This window comes from Amycolatopsis sp. NPDC088138 (assembly GCF_044741685.1).
Taxonomy (GTDB): domain Bacteria; phylum Actinomycetota; class Actinomycetes; order Mycobacteriales; family Pseudonocardiaceae; genus Amycolatopsis.
On record NZ_JBIUTB010000003.1, the window covers coordinates 573,200 to 587,331 of the forward strand.

Genomic DNA, 14,132 nt, shown 5'->3' on the forward strand with positions numbered 1-14,132 from the left:
GGACATTCCACGGGGTGGCGCGAGGGGCCCGGCGGGCTCCGGCGTGAGCCGGGAACCCCGCCAGGGGCCCGATTCGCGGCCGGCGGCTCAGTCCTCGTCGGGCTTCGCGTGGTCCGGCTTGCCCGGGTTCGGGTCGCGCGAAAGGTCGATCAGCGGGTGCACGTCGGCCCCTTCGGGCGCCGCGTGGCTGCCGCTCTTCTTCGATTCCTCTTCGGACCGTCCGGCCCCTTCGGTGCTGCTCATCACACACTCCTAGCGCTCGTCCCCTGCTTCCCTCGGGCCCGAAACTACCCATTACCCGGTCGGGTGACGCAGTGGGATCGGATCCGTCGTTCCGTACGTCACACCGTCGCCGAGGGGCCACGATGTGTGGACCACGTACCGGGCGTTCGGGGAGGAAGCAGGACATGTCGGCCGAGTTCGACCAGGTGGTAGCCGAGTTCCAGCGGTTCGAAGCGAGTATCCGGAACGTCGACGACCGGTTCGCCGGATTGGGCGCGATGCAGCAGGAGCTGACCGGGCTCCGGGCGAGCGCGGCGTCCCCGGACGGCGGGGTCACCGTGACCACCGGGCCGGGTGGCGCGGTTCTCGACGTGAAGTTCACCGCCGCGGCGCTGGCGAAGGGGCCGCAGGCGCTGTCCACCGCGCTGATGGCGACGCTGCGGGAAGCCGTCGGCGCGGCCGCCCGGCGGCAGGCGGTGATCGTCGAGGAGCACATGGGCGACGACGAAGGCCTGGTCGAGCAGGTCCTCGAGACGCAGGCCGAGGCGTTCGGAACCAGCGTCGAGGAACTGCGGTCGAAGCTGGCGGAAGAGACGACGCGCCAGGAACCGCCGGCCGCCGCCCCCGACGACTTCGCCGAGGAGCGGGTGCTGCGCCAGGCCGACGCCCCGTCCCCGCCGCCGGCACCGCCCGCGCGCGGCGGGTCCGCGGGCGACAGCTTCCTGCGCACCTTGTTCGACGAGGAGGACTGATGCCCGACGGAGCCGGCGGTTACCAGGTCCGGGTGGACGCGCTGCACAAGTACGTCGGCCAGCTGGGCGCCTACCAGGACCAGGGCGCCGCGATCACGAAGAAGGTCGGCCAGTCCGACGTCGGCGACAAGTCCTGGGGCGTCGTCGGCGTCTTCACCAAGGGCGGCTACGACGACACCCTCCGCGAGCTGCAGGAGCTGCTGAAGTCGATCGCCGACGGGCTGAGCTCGGCGCAGGAGAAGTTCACCGACGCGGCGAACGTCTACCAGGGCGTCGAAGACGATCACACGGCCTTCTTCGGGCAGGTCGAGGTCCTGCTCGACGGCCCCGGCAAGCCGCAGCCGAAGAAGTAGGGGAACCGATGGCAGAGGTGGAGAACGTCGCGGACGGGATCGCCGTCAAGTCCGGCGACCCGGCCACGGTGCTCGGGGTCAACGTCGACAACGCGGTCAAGGCGACGCCGTTCGTCGGCAGCGCGGTCACCGTCGGGAAGGACGCCGTCTCGGTGACGAAGGCGGTGTTCGCGCCGCAGAAGAACGGCGCCGACATCACGCTGGCGCTCGGCTCGATCGCGACCGACACGGCGAGCTTCATCCAGTCGAGCTCGAGCACGATCACCGAGATCGCCACCGACCCGCTCGGCTGGCTCGTCGGGCAGGGGCTGAACTTCCTGGTCAACGCGGTCCAGCCGATCCAGGACGCGATCCACTTCGTCAGCGGCGACGGCCCGGCGCTGGGTGTCGCGGCCGAGAACTTCGGGGCGATCGCCACCGGGCTCGACAAGCTGGCGAAGAACTTCGGCGAGGTGGCCGACGACACGCTCCGGGACTGGCACGGCGACGCGAGCGACGCGGCGAAGACCGCGCTGGGCGAGTTCGCGCACGGCATCGAGGGCGTCGCGGGCAAGTCCGGCGACCTGGCGAAGATGCTGCAGCTCAACAGCATGCTGATGAGCTTCGTCGAAGACCTGATCAAGGCGATCCTCACCGAGTTCGTGACCTGGCTGATCATGCTGTGGGTGCCTGCCCTGGCGGCCGCGGTGCCGACGTGCGGCGCCTCGCTGTCGGCCGCCGCGCCGGTGTCCGAGGTCAAGGCGGCCCAGACCACCGCGAAGACCACGCAGAAGGTGTCCAAGCTGCGCGAGCTGCTGCAGAAGGTGCTGGCCTGGCTGAAGAAGCTGCAGCAGCAGTTCGCCACGACGAAGCTCGGCAAGTCCCTGACGAAGATCGCCGAGGAGAACGAGGGCAAGGACCTCCTGCAGAAGGCCGCCGGTGACAAGGGGTTGCTCGGCAAGCGCTGGGCGAAGGCCTTCGAAAACCCCGTTCTCGACGCCGCCGGCAAGGTCGACTACCCGAAGACGATGCTCAAGGCCGGCGCCACCGAAGCCCTGAAGAAGGGCGGCGAAGCGGCGGTCAAGGGCGTGCTCGGGTACAACCCGGCCGACCCCGGCGACAACCCGGCGAAGACGCTGAACGACCACCTCGGCAAGCTCAACAGCCACGTCAAGAACGCCAAGAAGGCGAGCGACTACGACGAGACCGGCCGCGACCAGTCGGCCGAGGAAACCCGTGAGGACCTGGACTTCTGACGATGGAGACGCTGTTCACGATCGCCGTCGTCGTCGTGGTGGCCGCGATCGCCGCCGCGATCTGGTGGCGGTCGCACCGGAAGTTCGTCGCGAGCCAGGAGGACCACTGGTTCAAGGCCTTCGCGGCCGAGCGGGGCGGGACGTTCCACAGTGGAGTCCCGGGTGACACGGGCGCGGCGCCGACGTTCGGCGTCGTTCACCCGGCCGGCAAGCCGCTGGCCGACTGGCCGCGCGAGACCTGGGTCGAGTTCCGCCACCGCGACCGGCCGGTGATCGGGATCGACGACCAGGAGTCCTACCGGCACTTCGACGACCACGTCTACTTCCGCGACACCCACGTCACCCAGGTACGGGTGCCGCCGTGCCCGGAGCTGCGGATCGTGCCGGGCCAGGCGATGACCATGCCGACGCTGCCGCCGGACTCCCGGCTCGAAGGCGAGCTCGTCCGGTGGCTGGCCGCGAACCCGCGGTTCGCGCAGCGGGACGTCGTCGTCGAGCACGGGTCCGCGCGGACGTGGGGCCAGGGCTGCGCGACGCAGCAGAACCTCGTGGCCGAGGCCGACTACCTTGTCGACCTGGCCGCAAGCCTGCCCGCGGCGCTGTGGGCGCACTCCCCGCGCTGAGCGTCAGCGGCGGCGCGTCGTCAGGTGCGTGAGCCCGGCCGACAGCGCGAACACCAGGCCGAGGCCGACGACGTACGGCCCGGCGAGCAGTGCGAACCCGGCGCCGATGTTGGCGTCGGGCTCGTCGGACGTGGCCCGGAACCCGATGGCGCCCACCGACAGCAGGACCGCGCCCACCGTGATCAGCAGGACGGCCACCACCGTGAGGCGCTTCGTGACAGACGTCATGTCCCCATGGTGCCCGGGGTCGGCCGCGCCCGCTGAATTCGGTGGACAGCTTCCCCAGGATGGGGACGTGGAGTGGAACATCACCGAGGTCCCCGTCGGCGACCCGGACGCCGTCGCGATCATGCGCGAGTACATGGACGAAGTCGCTTCGCGGTACTACGGCCGCCCGGCCACCGACGCGGAGCTGGCCGTCGCGCTGGCCGACGAGCCGGGCACGGACCTGGTCGCGCCGACCGGGGCGTTCCTGCTCGGCCGGCTCGACGGCGTGCTCGCGGGCTGCGTCGGCACCCGTGTCCTCGAACCGGGGCTCAGCGAGCTGACGAAGATGTACGTCAAGCCCGCCCACCGCGGCTCGGGCGCGGCACCGCGCCTGGTCGCGGCCGCGGAGGACGCCGCCCGCCGCCTCGGCTCGCGGCTCATGCGGCTCGACACCCGCCACGACCTCGTCGAGGCGCGGGCGCTCTACGCGCGGACCGGGTACGCCGAGGTCGAGCCCTTCAACGACGACAAGTACGCCGAGCACTGGTTCGCGAAGGCCCTCAGCTGAGCCGTCCGGTGCAGGCCGCGACCTCGCCGGGCGCCGACGTCTGGGACGTCACCACCCGGCCGCCGAGGGAGATGCGGCACTCGACCGGGCCGCTCCCCTGGCCCAGCAGCTGCACCGTGCCGGGAGATGGCCAGGTGAACTCCTGCCGCCAGGGCAGCGGGACGGCCAGCTCCTGGTGGACCAGGCCGAGGCCGTTCGAGTCGTAGACGACCGTCGCGGTGCCGGTGCCCGTCAGCTCGTAGGTCACCTGGTAGCCCCGCGGCGCCGGTGGCGTCGACGTGGACGTCACCGTCGCCATGATCGTGCGCGGTGGCACCGACGTCGACGACGGTTCGCCGACCACCGCGACGGACGGCGTCGGCGCGGGGGCGCCGTGGTCGCCGAGGATGTAGATGCCGGCGATCACCGCGGCGATCGCGATCACCGCGATGCCGAGCCTGCCGATCAGCTGGCGGTTCATGGGGACTCCCGGGGAAAGCGGCGGCCCCCGGGTCGGGCCGGGGGCCGCCGACGGATCAGAACGAGGGCAGGAGCTTGCCCGGCACGCCGTTGACCGACTGGATCAGGCCGAGCACCGGGACGCCGAGCGGGGCGAACGTCCAGATGTTGTTCAGCCCGCTCGTGTCGGGCTCGTCGACCACGACGACACCGGGGGCGTCGGCCGCCAGGGCCGGTGCGGCCGCGCCGAACAGGGCCGCGCCGGTGAGCACCGCGGCACCGGCCGCGCGGATGAGGGTCTTCTTCATGGTTCTGTCCTTTCGGTTCAGGAAACAGCGGTGATGAGGTCGAAGACCGGCGCGAGCAGGTCGACCGGCTGGCCGATCGGCCCGAGCACGCCGCCGAGGTCGAGACCGGGCACGACCCAGACCGAGCCGTCGGTCGGGTCGGCGCTGGCGACACCGCCGGCCAGGCCGGTGAGCACGGCCGCCGCGGCCAGCGGCAGCAGCACGCGGGCAGCAAGACGCTTCATGAGATTTTCCTTTCCTGCCAAGGAGAATTAGCGCAGAACCGACGTGATCGGCACGATGGTTCCGTCGGGCACCCACTGGCCCGCGTAGTCGCGGTCCATCACCATTCCGGTGGCGTGGGGTTCGGTGGGGTACATCGGCATGGCGTTGACCTGGGCGGCGGCGAAGATCTGGACGTCGCCCGCCGGACGGCCGGCGCCCAGCCAGGTCCGGAAGCCGCCGACTGTCGGGCTTTCGCCGCCGAAGCGGTCGCCGACCGCGACGGCGTACCCGACCGCCACGGCTTCCCGCGGGTCGAACCGCAGCGGCACCGACGCGCTCGCCACCGCGTTGACGATCGGCCCGTTGAGCAGCCACGGCGCCAGGTAGAGCCCGTACTGGTGCGTCGGCTCCAGGCGTTGCGACTCGGCGGCGCGCGTCATCGCCAGGTAAGCCGGCGCCCAGCCGGAGACGACGACGAGCGCCGTGTCCGGCCCGGCGTCCGGCCGCACCGCCAACCCGGTGCGCGACGCCGTCTCGCGTACCAGCTTCGCCGCCGCGACGCCGCGTGGTGAGTCGTCCTCGACCAGCGTGATCGCCGACGGCTTCCGACCGGCGAGGAACTCGACGAGCTTCACCAGTGCCCCGCTGTCCTCCGGCGTCAGCGCGCCGGACGGGCACGCGGTCAGCACGTCGGAGCGGCCGGCGACCAGGCCGCCGAGGGCCGCCGCCGCGCACTCGGGCGCGTCGGCGTCGGCGATCGCCGGGCCGGGTGCCTTCCCCGCGTCGACCTCGACGACCGTCGTCGTGTCGCCGCGGTGGATCTCCAGGTCGCTGCGCCCGGCCGGCAGGTCGACGTCGGCCCAGGTGCCCTCGGCCCCGGCCCGCACCACGGCCTTGGTGAGCACTCCCCCGCGCACGCCGGCGGACAGGTCGTCGCCCGCGCTCGCCGGGAAGTGCACCAGGTTGTGGCCCGGCCGCTGCGGGCTGACCAGGACGGGGAACCCCGCCTGCTCGGCCAGCAGCGGCACCCCCGGCACCGGCAACGGCGGCGGTGCCGGGATCGCGCCGAGCGCGCTCCACGCGACGAACCCGAGCGCGACGCCGGCCGCGCCGACGCGGTAGGCACGCCCGCGCAGGACCGCCGCGAGCCCGCTCACCACGAGCGGCAGGACGACGACGGCGACCGTCGCGAGCCCGAACAGCGTGCTGTGGAGCCGCCGGTCGAACCCGACGCCGGACACCCCGAACCGCACCGCGCCGGCGAGGACCAAGAGCCCGCCGAGGGTGAGGGCCAGTGGCCCGGGCCGGACCGCCGAGGTCTGTACGGGCCCGTTCAGTGCGAAACCGAACCAGACGGCGGCCCCGGCGACGAACACCGAGTCGAGCGCGAACTCGACACCGGAGCCGCCCAGCGACGTCTCCAGCACGACCAGGACCAGCAGCGCGACCGACGTCCAGCGGCCGGCCGACGGCCACCGGACGACGATCGGCACCGCCACCGCGAGCACGACGTGGATCGCGAGCGCGACGACGTTGACGTCGACCGCGAGCGCGGACACCAGCGCGAGCAGCGCCGAGGTCCCGCCGAGGACGTACAGCGTGCGGCGCGCCGGCACCGGCCCCCGCACCAGGCCGCCGCCGGCGAGGAACGCCGTCGACAGCAACAGGGCCAGCCGGAGTACCAGCGCCAGAACGTCCACTGTGGACGAACCGGTTGACGTGTCGTGGTGGTGGTCCATCAGGGCTCCCGGCTACTTGACGTCGGCGTCCGCGGCCACGAACAGCTCGGAGTGCGGCTTGGCGTTGCCGAAGTCCCCGTGCGGCCACGACTTGCGGTTGAAGTTGATGCCGACCTGGCCGGTGAACTCGTCCCGGAAGTCCGGGTCGACGGCGATCTTCCCGTCCGGTCCGATGTCCAGCAGGTTGACCTTGTGGTCACCGTCCAAACCGGACCGGGCGACGAAGTAGTTCGACACCGCGAGGTGCTGCGGCGTGTCGGTCTCGTGGTAGAAGCCGTCGCTGCCGAGCGCCAGGTTGTCGTAGGCGCCCCAGTGCGGGCCCGCGCCCGGCGTGCCGGGGTTGATCGGGGCCGCGCCGACGACGGTCGGCAGGTCGCCGCCCCCGCCCTGCTGCGCCTTCGCCTTGGTGTCGACCCGGCCCTGGATGTCCTCGACCTTGTCGCCGGCGGCGAGCAGCTTCTGGATGTCGAGCACGTAGACACCGCCGGTGGTGCCGGGGTCGTCGGCCGAGAGGGTGCCCTTCTGCCGCCCGACGATCGCGCGGTAGAGGTACTTGTCGTCCGGGCTGGTCTGGATCCAGCCGCCGTTGGAGCTGGCGCCGTTGGAGTCGTTGTTCGGGTAGATCGCCTTGTTCGCGGTGCCGTCGTCGAACACCTCGATCCAGTGCGGCTCGGCGGCGGTGATGTCCGGCGTGTAGAACACCGCACCGCCCTGCATGGTCTGGGCGAACGCGCCCTTGTGACCCGGCAGGTTGGTCACGGTCGTCTCCATGACCGCGCGGCTCTCGGCGTGCAGCGGGTCAGCCGGATCGGCACGCGGGCCGTCCTGCAGGTACGACACCGCCTTCAGCTTCGGGTGGTTGCGGTCGGAGATGTCCCAGGTCCGCACGGTCGGCCGGCGCAGGTACGGCGACGGCTGCTTCACCGGGTCGAGGATGATGTTGCGCGGCTCGGCGTAGTCGCTGGTGACGAGCGTGTTCAGGTCCTCGCGGGCCTGGATGCCGTGCGGGTTGGCGCACGTCGGCTTGCCCAGCTGCGGCAGGTTGTCGCAGAGCTTCTGGTTGTCGCCTTGCGGGGTCGCCGCCGGGGACTCCGAGAGCACCTGCGCGTTCTGTCCGAAGTGGACGACCTCGCCGGGGCTGCCGGCGAAGCCGTTGCCGATCTGCGTGGACCCGTCGGCGTAGCTGTGCGGGCCGGGGACGACCGGGCCGCCCATGTAGGTGCCGTACGCGGTGCCGTCCTTCAGCACCCAGTAGGCGTCCGGGACACTGCCGCCGAGGGTGTTGGTCGGCAGGCTGACGCCCTTGAGCTTGAGCTGCGGCAGCGCGCTGACGTCGAAGGCGTACGTCGCGGCGGCGAACAGCGCCCCGGCGTAGATCGTGTCGCCCTTGTGCCACACGTACTGCATGTGGTGCGGCTCGTTCTCGACCAGCGGCCCGACGGTGGCGGTGTTGACGACCTTGCCGTAGGTCGGCGAACCCTGCGTCGCGTCGATGACGGCGAGGAAGTCCGGGCCGGGCAAGGCGTTCTTGATCTTGTTGAGGCCGCCGCCGAGGGTGCCCGGCAGGTTCTTGACGTCCTTGACGAGCGTGTCGGCGATGTTCTCGTCACCGGCCCAGACGAGCAGCCACTTCTTCGGCGTGCCGCCGGCTCGCGCCGCGAGATCCTTCGTCACCAGGTGGTTCTGCACCCAGTACTGCTTGCCGTCGGACGCGGTCTTCGCGTCGGTGATGGTCTGGACGTCGGCGTAGGCGCCGGTGGACGAGCCGGTGTAGGTCACCGCGCTCACCGCCAGTGCCACGGCCGCGAACCCGATCACCACCTTTCGCCACCGGCCGGGACGCAACGGTTTCGATCGCATTCGACTCCCTGTTCTCTTTCCCCGGGCGGAAAAGGGCGCGCTGAACCACCGATTCGTCGGGGAATCGTTGGGGCACAACGGAAAGTGTCACCGGCCGGGACCGGCGGACACCGGCGGAATATTCGCGCCAAGCGGGCAAAGCGTCCAGCCGTGATCAAAGAATGAGACGTGACCCGAGCGGGTGAATATCCCACGAACCGGACCGAGTTGCGCACCCTCATTGAGCCGAACGAGTGAGTGCGATTACGCCACTACGCTTGCGCCATCCGGCAGCGTCACGGTTGGTCACAATGGCGCAGCCCCGGCGCCTGAACGCCGGGGCTGCTCGTTACGTAGTCGTTATGAAAGCTCGGGAACTTTGCTCAGAGTTTGGTGCCGCAGTCCGAGCAGAACATCGCGCCGGCCTTGTTGCTCTCGCTGCCGCAGCCGCCGCAGCGCACCTTCAGCGCCAGCGCGGTGCCGCACGACTGGCAGAACTTGCCGCCTTCGGCCTTGAGGCCGCAGCCCGGGCAGGACACCTTCGCGCGGGTGTCGATGTCGATGCCGGACGTCCAGTCCTTCTCGCGGGCCTTGTCCCAGATCTGGTCGCGCTGCGCCGAAGCCTGCGCGCGCGAGACCTCTTCGGCGACGCTCGGCGAGCAGCGCAGGCACTGGCCGATCTCCTCGTTCCAGCACTGGTCGTGGCACATCCAGTCGCTGCAGCCCCGGCACTGCCGGAAGCTCGGGGTGATCTCCTTGACCGCCGCCGCGAGCGCGCGGTCCTTGGCGGGCGAGTTCGTCGCGCGGTCGTAGCGCCACTGGTCGGCCGAGTTGCTCAGGTCTCGCAGCGTGCCGCCGAAGAACGAGCCGACGGTGCGAAGCACACTTCGCCCGGTTTCCATGTTGTCGCGCTGGAACGCGGAACGGAAACCGTTCCCGCAGCGTTCACAGCGGAACTCGAACTGGTACCCCTGCGTGTTGGAGAGGTCCGAGAAGTTGTCCGTGAAGGGCACAGAGTCAGCCACAGCCCATCTTCCCCAGCCGATCGCGATCACGGCGACGGAAGATTTGCCGACAACGGCTCGGCTACCGGACGTCACGATCGCCGTGGTGCCAGCAAAACCAGCGGCAACAGCGCGAGGACGCCGCCGACGACGGCCACCAAACCGTACCCACCGCCCGAAAACAGCTGTCCCGAGCCCAAACCGGCCAAAGCGGACGCGGACCAGACCACCGCGTCGACCACGCCCTGGACCCGGCTGCGCGTCTCCGGTGCGAGGTCGCGACTCAGCTGCGCGCTGCCGCCGACGAACACCAGGTTCCAGCCGTACCCGAGCAGGAACAACGCCACCGGCAGGCCGGTCGTGTGCGCCGTCGGCGCGGCGATCGCGGTCGCCGACGCCAGCGCCAGCACGCCGAGCCCCGCGTTGATCGTCACGCGCGGACCCCAGCGGTCGGCGATCCGGCCGCTCAGCGGCGCCAGCGCGAACATGCCGACCAGGTGCGCGCTCAGCACCCAGCCGACGACGTCGAGGCCGTGCCCGTGGTCCTGCAGCTGCAACGGCGTCATCGTCATCACCGCGACCATCGCCAGCTGCGCGGCGACCATCGCCACCAACGGCTTCAGCACCGCGGGCGAACGCACCGGGCCACCGGCGGCGAACACCGCCGGCCGGGCCGGGAGCCGCTCGGGGACGCCGCGCGGCAGGAACGCCGCCGCCAGCGCCGCGCCCGCCGTGGCGAACACCGCGACGGCGACCGGCCCCGACAACGACGGCCAGCCGAACCGCGTCACGACGTTCGCCGCCGGTGCCATCAGCGCGGGACCGACGAGCGCGCCGACCGTGCCCGCCCAGACGACGGTCGAGAGCGCGCGGCCCCGGCGTTCCTCGGGGTACAGGTCCGCGGCGACGTAGCGGGACAGCTGCGCGCCGCCGTTGCCGATACCGACCAGGAGGATCCCGAGCAGCAGTGGCACCAACGACGTCGTCAGGGCGCCCGCGAACGCGACCAGCGCGCCGGCCGCCGCGACGCCGTATCCCACACCGAGGACCCGGCGCCGGCCGTGCGCCGGGAGCAGCAGGCCCGCGCCGAGCGCGCCGGCGGCCGTCCCGAGCACGCTCGCGACGCTCGGCAGGCCGCTCCACCCCGGCCCGCTGCCCGCGGCGACGATCAGCGTGGCCGCGGTGCTCAGCCCGACCGTGGCCGTGTTGAGCAGCGCGACGCCGGTGAAGAGCGCCGCCATCGACCGGGTCCGGCCTGCTGTCGTCAGAGTCCCCATGACCAGCAACTTTAGGGAGTTCCGGGCGCCGGACGAAGGGGTGGTCAACGGCAATTCGGTCGCTCGGGCCCCTGTTCGGAAGGAAGATGGGGCCCATGACCTTCCGTTCGGAAAAGCCGCTGGACGACGTCGACTGGCGGCTGCTGGAAGCCCTGCAGGCCGACGGGAGGTTGTCGTTCAAGGAACTGGGCCGGCGGATCAACCTGTCGGCCCCGGCGGTGGCCGAGCGGGTCCGGCGGCTCGAGGAGACCGGGGTGATCACGGGCTACCGCGCGGAGGTCGACGCGCGGCGCGCGGGCCAGCCGCTGCACGCGTTCGTCGAGATGCGCTGCGCGCTGAGCCGCTGCCTGCTGAAGACGTCGAAGTCCGAGGACTACCCGGAGGTCGTCGAAATCCACCGCCTCAGCGGCGACCACTGCACGATGCTCAAGGTGCGGGCGGCGTCCCTGGAGCACTTCGAGGGCCTGCTGGAACGCCTCGGCACGCACGGCGAACTGCGGTCGTCGGTGGTGCTCTCGACGCAGTACGAGGGCCGGCCGGTCCAGCCGCCGTCGGACGACTTCCTGCGCGCGACGACGTCGGAAGGCTGGGTTTCACCCTGAGCGGCGGCTGATCACGAGCCGATTTCCTGCTAGACGTGCGGTATGCCGATTTCCATCCGGATACGCACCTTCGCCGTCACCCTCGCCGCCCTGACCGCCTTCGCCGTCCCCGCACCGGCCGAGGCGACCACCTCGACCCGCTCGTTCGTCGCGCTGTCCGACGTCGCGCCGTCGATCCTGCAGGACATCCGCTACGCCACCCGGCACAACTTCGTCGGCGCCCGCGTCGACGGGTACCTCGAGCCCACCTGCATCCTGACCCGGCAGGCCGCCGACGGCCTCCGCACGGTCCAGGCGCAGCTGCGGCGGCAGGGCTACACCCTCAAGGTCTACGACTGCTACCGCCCGCAGCGCGCCGTCGACCACTTCGTGCGGTGGGCGAAGGACCTCACCGACGAGAAGATGAAGGCCGAGTTCTACCCGAACGTCGCCAAGGACCGGCTCTTCGAGGACGGCTACATCGCCGAGAAGTCCGGGCACAGCCGCGGCAGCACCATGGACCTCACGATCGTCCGGATCCCGCCGCGGCCCCAGCGGCCGTACTTCCCGGGTGAGCCGCTCCGGCCCTGCTTCGCGCCGCAGAACCAGCGCTTCCCCGACAACATGGTCGACATGGGCACCGGCTACGACTGCTTCGACCCGCTCGCCCACACGGACAACCCGGCGATCACCGGTGTCGCGCGGCAGAACCGCGACCTGCTGCGGACCACCATGATCGCCGCCGGCTTCCACAACCTGCCCGAGGAGTGGTGGCACTACACACTCGACAACGAGCCGTTCCCGGACACCTACTTCGACTTCCCGGTGAGCCACCGCAGTCTCCGCTGAACAAGAGAGCGCCCCCGGTCCACTGTGGACCGAGGGCGCTCTCTTGGTTCGATCAGGCCGAGTGACGGCGACGGCGGGCGCCGATCACCAGGCCACCGCCGAGCGCCAGGGCGAGCAGCGCCAGCGCGCCGAGCCCGAGCGCGTCGACACCCGTGCTGGCCAGGCCGCCGCCGGACTCACCGCCGCCGCCGGACCCGGGCGTGCCCGTGGTCGAGGTCGGCGCCCCGGGCGCACCGCAATCCGCGGGATTGGCCGGCACGGTCGGCACCGCCGCGTCGCCTTCCTCGGCGTCGATCCGGTACGGGTAGTGGTTCTCCGGCGGACCGTAGACGCTGACCCACATCGGGTTCTCGTACTTGATCTTCCAGCCCTTCGGAGGCAGGAAGTACAGGTGGAAGTCCGGCCCGGGCGCCACGTCCAGGAACACGAAGTGCCCCTTCTCGTCGGTCGTCCCTTCGCCGACGACCGGGCAGTGCTGGTCGGCGACGAGCACGACCTTGACGCCGGCCACGCCCTTGGTCAGGTTGCCCTGGTCGTCGAAGACGCCGACGGTGCCCTCGACGGTGGCCTTGGCGCCCGGAACCGCCGCCTGGTCACTCGCGTTGGCGTGGTTCTCGATGTCGACTTCTTCGTAGCCGAAGTCGCAGGAGGCGACCACGATGCCGCGGTTCGACGCGGCGGCCGGCACCGCTTCGGACACGTCGAACGTGCGCGTCTCACCCGGCGCGATCGTCACCCCGTCGCCGGCGAGGTCGCCCCAGCCGGGGGTGCGGCCGCTCAGGATGTACGGGTCCCCGATGCGGTTGCACGCGGCCACGATGCCGGTGAGCGGGATCGGGCCGGAGTTCGACAGCGTCACGGTGACGTGCGCGAGATCCCCGACCTGGTAGCTGTCCTGGGTGAAGGCCATCGACGCCTTGAGCGCGCCGTTGAGCGGCGGCGCCCCGCGGACCTCCAGGTGGGTGTCCGCGCCGATCCGGATGACGCGGAACGGGATCAGCCAGCCGTCGACGACCTCGCCGCCGATGTAGTAGTCGGCGCCCGGTACGTCGAAGACGATCTTCCCGTCGGGGCCGCTCGTGGCGGTCTGCGTGCCACTGCCGTTGACGTACCGCAGGGTGAGCTTCGCGCCGGCCAGCTCCTCGCCCGCGTCGCGCTTGCCGTTGCCGTTCTTGTCGCCGTACACAACGCCTTCGGCGTGGCCGGGCGCCGGTGCGACCTTCGCGTCCGCGGAGAACTGGCCGACGCCGAAGTGGGTCGCGTCGAACACGACGCCCCGCAGGACGACGGAGGTCTGCTCGACTTCCCGGACCTTCCCGGTGCCGTGCAGCACGAAGGACTTCCCGGGCTCGAGGTCGAGACCGGGATCGCTGGTCTTGAGCGGGCCCCAGCCCGGGTCGTACGGGACGACCAGGTCGGTCGGCTCGATGATGTCCTGAGCGACCCAGAGACCCTTCGCGGTGGTCGAGCCGGTGTTCGTCACCGTGAAGGTGAAGTTGACGTCCTCATTGCTCAGGTAGGCGTCCTTGTCCAGCGAGGCCGACACTTCGACCTGAGCACGCTGCGGCGGATCGTCCTGCTTCTGCACCGCCGGTGCGCTGGAACTCGGCGCGGTGGACTCCGGCGCGGTGGTCGTCGGTGCCTCGGAACTGCTCGGCGGCGCCGCCTCCGATGTGGACGGCGCGGTCGAGGACGGCTCCTCCTGCGCCACCGCCGGTGCGGCGAACACGCTGGTCAGCACGGCCGCTGCGGCGAACGTGGCGAAAAAACGCGCGACAGATCTCGCGCTTCTGGATTTGTTCACGAACAGTCACCCCTGATTACCCGTTGGAAACGCGCAAAGCCCCCGAACCGCGTGAACCGGGCCACTCTAGCGAGATTCGGAAGGGCAGAGGTGACATTTCGGAAACGGGAAAGGCCCCCGCTGGAATCC

At 71.0% G+C, this 14,132-nt stretch carries 17 protein-coding genes; 7 read left to right on the plus strand and 10 right to left on the minus strand.

Annotated elements, in window-relative coordinates:
- Nucleotides 1–87 precede the first annotated feature (87 nt).
- Nucleotides 88–243 carry a hypothetical protein gene (locus ACIOD2_RS17730; RefSeq protein ID WP_400539026.1) on the minus strand — a complete coding sequence of 52 codons (156 nt, stop codon included), beginning with the start codon at nt 241–243 and terminating at the stop codon, nt 88–90.
- A 164-nt stretch (nt 244–407) separates the two neighbouring features.
- Between ACIOD2_RS17730 and ACIOD2_RS17735 the strand changes: the two genes are divergently transcribed.
- The 4 genes from ACIOD2_RS17735 to ACIOD2_RS17750 are packed head-to-tail and all read left to right on the plus strand — an operon-like array spanning nt 408 to nt 3,185.
- Nucleotides 408–974 (plus strand): YbaB/EbfC family nucleoid-associated protein, encoded by a 567-nt coding sequence (locus tag ACIOD2_RS17735; RefSeq protein WP_400539028.1) that lies wholly within the window; start codon nt 408–410, stop codon nt 972–974.
- Nucleotides 974–1,327 (plus strand): hypothetical protein, encoded by a 354-nt coding sequence (locus tag ACIOD2_RS17740; RefSeq protein ID WP_400539030.1) that lies wholly within the window; start codon nt 974–976, stop codon nt 1,325–1,327. The genes ACIOD2_RS17735 and ACIOD2_RS17740 overlap by 1 nt, the downstream gene beginning before the upstream one ends.
- A gap of 8 nt (nt 1,328–1,335) precedes the next feature.
- Nucleotides 1,336–2,562: a hypothetical protein gene (locus ACIOD2_RS17745; protein ID WP_400539032.1), complete on the plus strand. Its 1,227-nt coding sequence runs from the start codon at nt 1,336–1,338 to the stop codon at nt 2,560–2,562.
- A gap of 2 nt (nt 2,563–2,564) precedes the next feature.
- Nucleotides 2,565–3,185: a hypothetical protein gene (locus ACIOD2_RS17750; protein ID WP_400539034.1), complete on the plus strand. Its 621-nt coding sequence runs from the start codon at nt 2,565–2,567 to the stop codon at nt 3,183–3,185.
- Between the two features lie 3 nt (nt 3,186–3,188).
- On the opposite strand, the gene ACIOD2_RS17755 is transcribed toward ACIOD2_RS17750, so the two are convergent.
- The gene (locus tag ACIOD2_RS17755; protein WP_400539036.1) at nt 3,189–3,413 is read right to left on the minus strand and encodes a hypothetical protein; all 225 of its coding nucleotides are present in this window, start codon (nt 3,411–3,413) and stop codon (nt 3,189–3,191) included.
- Between the two features lie 67 nt (nt 3,414–3,480).
- Between ACIOD2_RS17755 and ACIOD2_RS17760 the strand changes: the two genes are divergently transcribed.
- Nucleotides 3,481–3,960: a GNAT family N-acetyltransferase gene (locus ACIOD2_RS17760; protein ID WP_400539038.1), complete on the plus strand. Its 480-nt coding sequence runs from the start codon at nt 3,481–3,483 to the stop codon at nt 3,958–3,960.
- On the opposite strand, the gene ACIOD2_RS17765 is transcribed toward ACIOD2_RS17760, so the two are convergent.
- From ACIOD2_RS17765 to ACIOD2_RS17795, 7 genes are all read right to left on the minus strand, one after another.
- The gene (locus ACIOD2_RS17765) at nt 3,953–4,420 is read right to left on the minus strand and encodes a hypothetical protein (protein ID WP_400539040.1); all 468 of its coding nucleotides are present in this window, start codon (nt 4,418–4,420) and stop codon (nt 3,953–3,955) included. The two genes, ACIOD2_RS17760 and ACIOD2_RS17765, sit on opposite strands and share 8 nt — an antisense overlap.
- A gap of 55 nt (nt 4,421–4,475) precedes the next feature.
- Nucleotides 4,476–4,706 (minus strand): hypothetical protein, encoded by a 231-nt coding sequence (locus ACIOD2_RS17770; protein ID WP_400539042.1) that lies wholly within the window; start codon nt 4,704–4,706, stop codon nt 4,476–4,478.
- A gap of 17 nt (nt 4,707–4,723) precedes the next feature.
- On the minus strand, nt 4,724–4,930 hold the full coding sequence (locus ACIOD2_RS17775; RefSeq protein ID WP_400539044.1) for a hypothetical protein: 207 nt from the start codon (nt 4,928–4,930) through the stop codon (nt 4,724–4,726).
- A 27-nt stretch (nt 4,931–4,957) separates the two neighbouring features.
- Complete coding sequence (locus ACIOD2_RS17780) at nt 4,958–6,649, minus strand: hypothetical protein (RefSeq protein ID WP_400539046.1); 1,692 nt, start codon at nt 6,647–6,649, stop codon at nt 4,958–4,960.
- A gap of 12 nt (nt 6,650–6,661) precedes the next feature.
- A complete protein-coding gene (locus ACIOD2_RS17785; RefSeq protein ID WP_400539048.1) occupies nt 6,662–8,509 on the minus strand; it encodes a hypothetical protein in 1,848 nt (615 codons plus the stop codon).
- Nucleotides 8,510–8,871: 362 nt separating this feature from the next.
- Nucleotides 8,872–9,513, minus strand: coding sequence for a zinc ribbon domain-containing protein (locus ACIOD2_RS17790; protein ID WP_400539050.1), 642 nt, complete (start codon nt 9,511–9,513; stop codon nt 8,872–8,874).
- Nucleotides 9,514–9,584: 71 nt separating this feature from the next.
- Complete coding sequence (locus tag ACIOD2_RS17795) at nt 9,585–10,769, minus strand: MFS transporter (protein ID WP_400539052.1); 1,185 nt, start codon at nt 10,767–10,769, stop codon at nt 9,585–9,587.
- A gap of 95 nt (nt 10,770–10,864) precedes the next feature.
- Here ACIOD2_RS17795 and ACIOD2_RS17800 point away from each other — a divergent pair, with 95 nt between their 5' ends.
- Together ACIOD2_RS17800 and ACIOD2_RS17805 are read left to right on the plus strand one after the other, a co-directional pair.
- A complete protein-coding gene (locus ACIOD2_RS17800; RefSeq protein WP_400539054.1) occupies nt 10,865–11,371 on the plus strand; it encodes an Lrp/AsnC family transcriptional regulator in 507 nt (168 codons plus the stop codon).
- A gap of 42 nt (nt 11,372–11,413) precedes the next feature.
- On the plus strand, nt 11,414–12,199 hold the full coding sequence (locus tag ACIOD2_RS17805; protein WP_400539056.1) for a M15 family metallopeptidase: 786 nt from the start codon (nt 11,414–11,416) through the stop codon (nt 12,197–12,199).
- 52 nt (nt 12,200–12,251) lie between these two features.
- On the opposite strand, the gene ACIOD2_RS17810 is transcribed toward ACIOD2_RS17805, so the two are convergent.
- Nucleotides 12,252–14,003, minus strand: a complete 1,752-nt coding sequence (locus tag ACIOD2_RS17810; protein WP_400539058.1) for a hypothetical protein — start codon at nt 14,001–14,003, stop codon at nt 12,252–12,254.
- Nucleotides 14,004–14,132 lie beyond the last annotated feature (129 nt).

Coding starts and splice junctions, on each gene's coding strand:
- ACIOD2_RS17730 (WP_400539026.1), bottom strand. CDS start 243: ATGAGCAGCACCGAAGGGGCCGGACGGTCCGAAGAGGAATCGAAGAAG.
- ACIOD2_RS17735 (WP_400539028.1), top strand. CDS start 408: ATGTCGGCCGAGTTCGACCAGGTGGTAGCCGAGTTCCAGCGGTTCGAA.
- ACIOD2_RS17740 (WP_400539030.1), top strand. CDS start 974: ATGCCCGACGGAGCCGGCGGTTACCAGGTCCGGGTGGACGCGCTGCAC.
- ACIOD2_RS17745 (WP_400539032.1), top strand. CDS start 1,336: ATGGCAGAGGTGGAGAACGTCGCGGACGGGATCGCCGTCAAGTCCGGC.
- ACIOD2_RS17750 (WP_400539034.1), top strand. CDS start 2,565: ATGGAGACGCTGTTCACGATCGCCGTCGTCGTCGTGGTGGCCGCGATC.
- ACIOD2_RS17755 (WP_400539036.1), bottom strand. CDS start 3,413: ATGACGTCTGTCACGAAGCGCCTCACGGTGGTGGCCGTCCTGCTGATC.
- ACIOD2_RS17765 (WP_400539040.1), bottom strand. CDS start 4,420: ATGAACCGCCAGCTGATCGGCAGGCTCGGCATCGCGGTGATCGCGATC.
- ACIOD2_RS17770 (WP_400539042.1), bottom strand. CDS start 4,706: ATGAAGAAGACCCTCATCCGCGCGGCCGGTGCCGCGGTGCTCACCGGC.
- ACIOD2_RS17775 (WP_400539044.1), bottom strand. CDS start 4,930: ATGAAGCGTCTTGCTGCCCGCGTGCTGCTGCCGCTGGCCGCGGCGGCC.
- ACIOD2_RS17780 (WP_400539046.1), bottom strand. CDS start 6,649: ATGGACCACCACCACGACACGTCAACCGGTTCGTCCACAGTGGACGTT.
- ACIOD2_RS17785 (WP_400539048.1), bottom strand. CDS start 8,509: ATGCGATCGAAACCGTTGCGTCCCGGCCGGTGGCGAAAGGTGGTGATC.
- ACIOD2_RS17795 (WP_400539052.1), bottom strand. CDS start 10,769: ATGGGGACTCTGACGACAGCAGGCCGGACCCGGTCGATGGCGGCGCTC.
- ACIOD2_RS17800 (WP_400539054.1), top strand. CDS start 10,865: ATGACCTTCCGTTCGGAAAAGCCGCTGGACGACGTCGACTGGCGGCTG.
- ACIOD2_RS17805 (WP_400539056.1), top strand. CDS start 11,414: ATGCCGATTTCCATCCGGATACGCACCTTCGCCGTCACCCTCGCCGCC.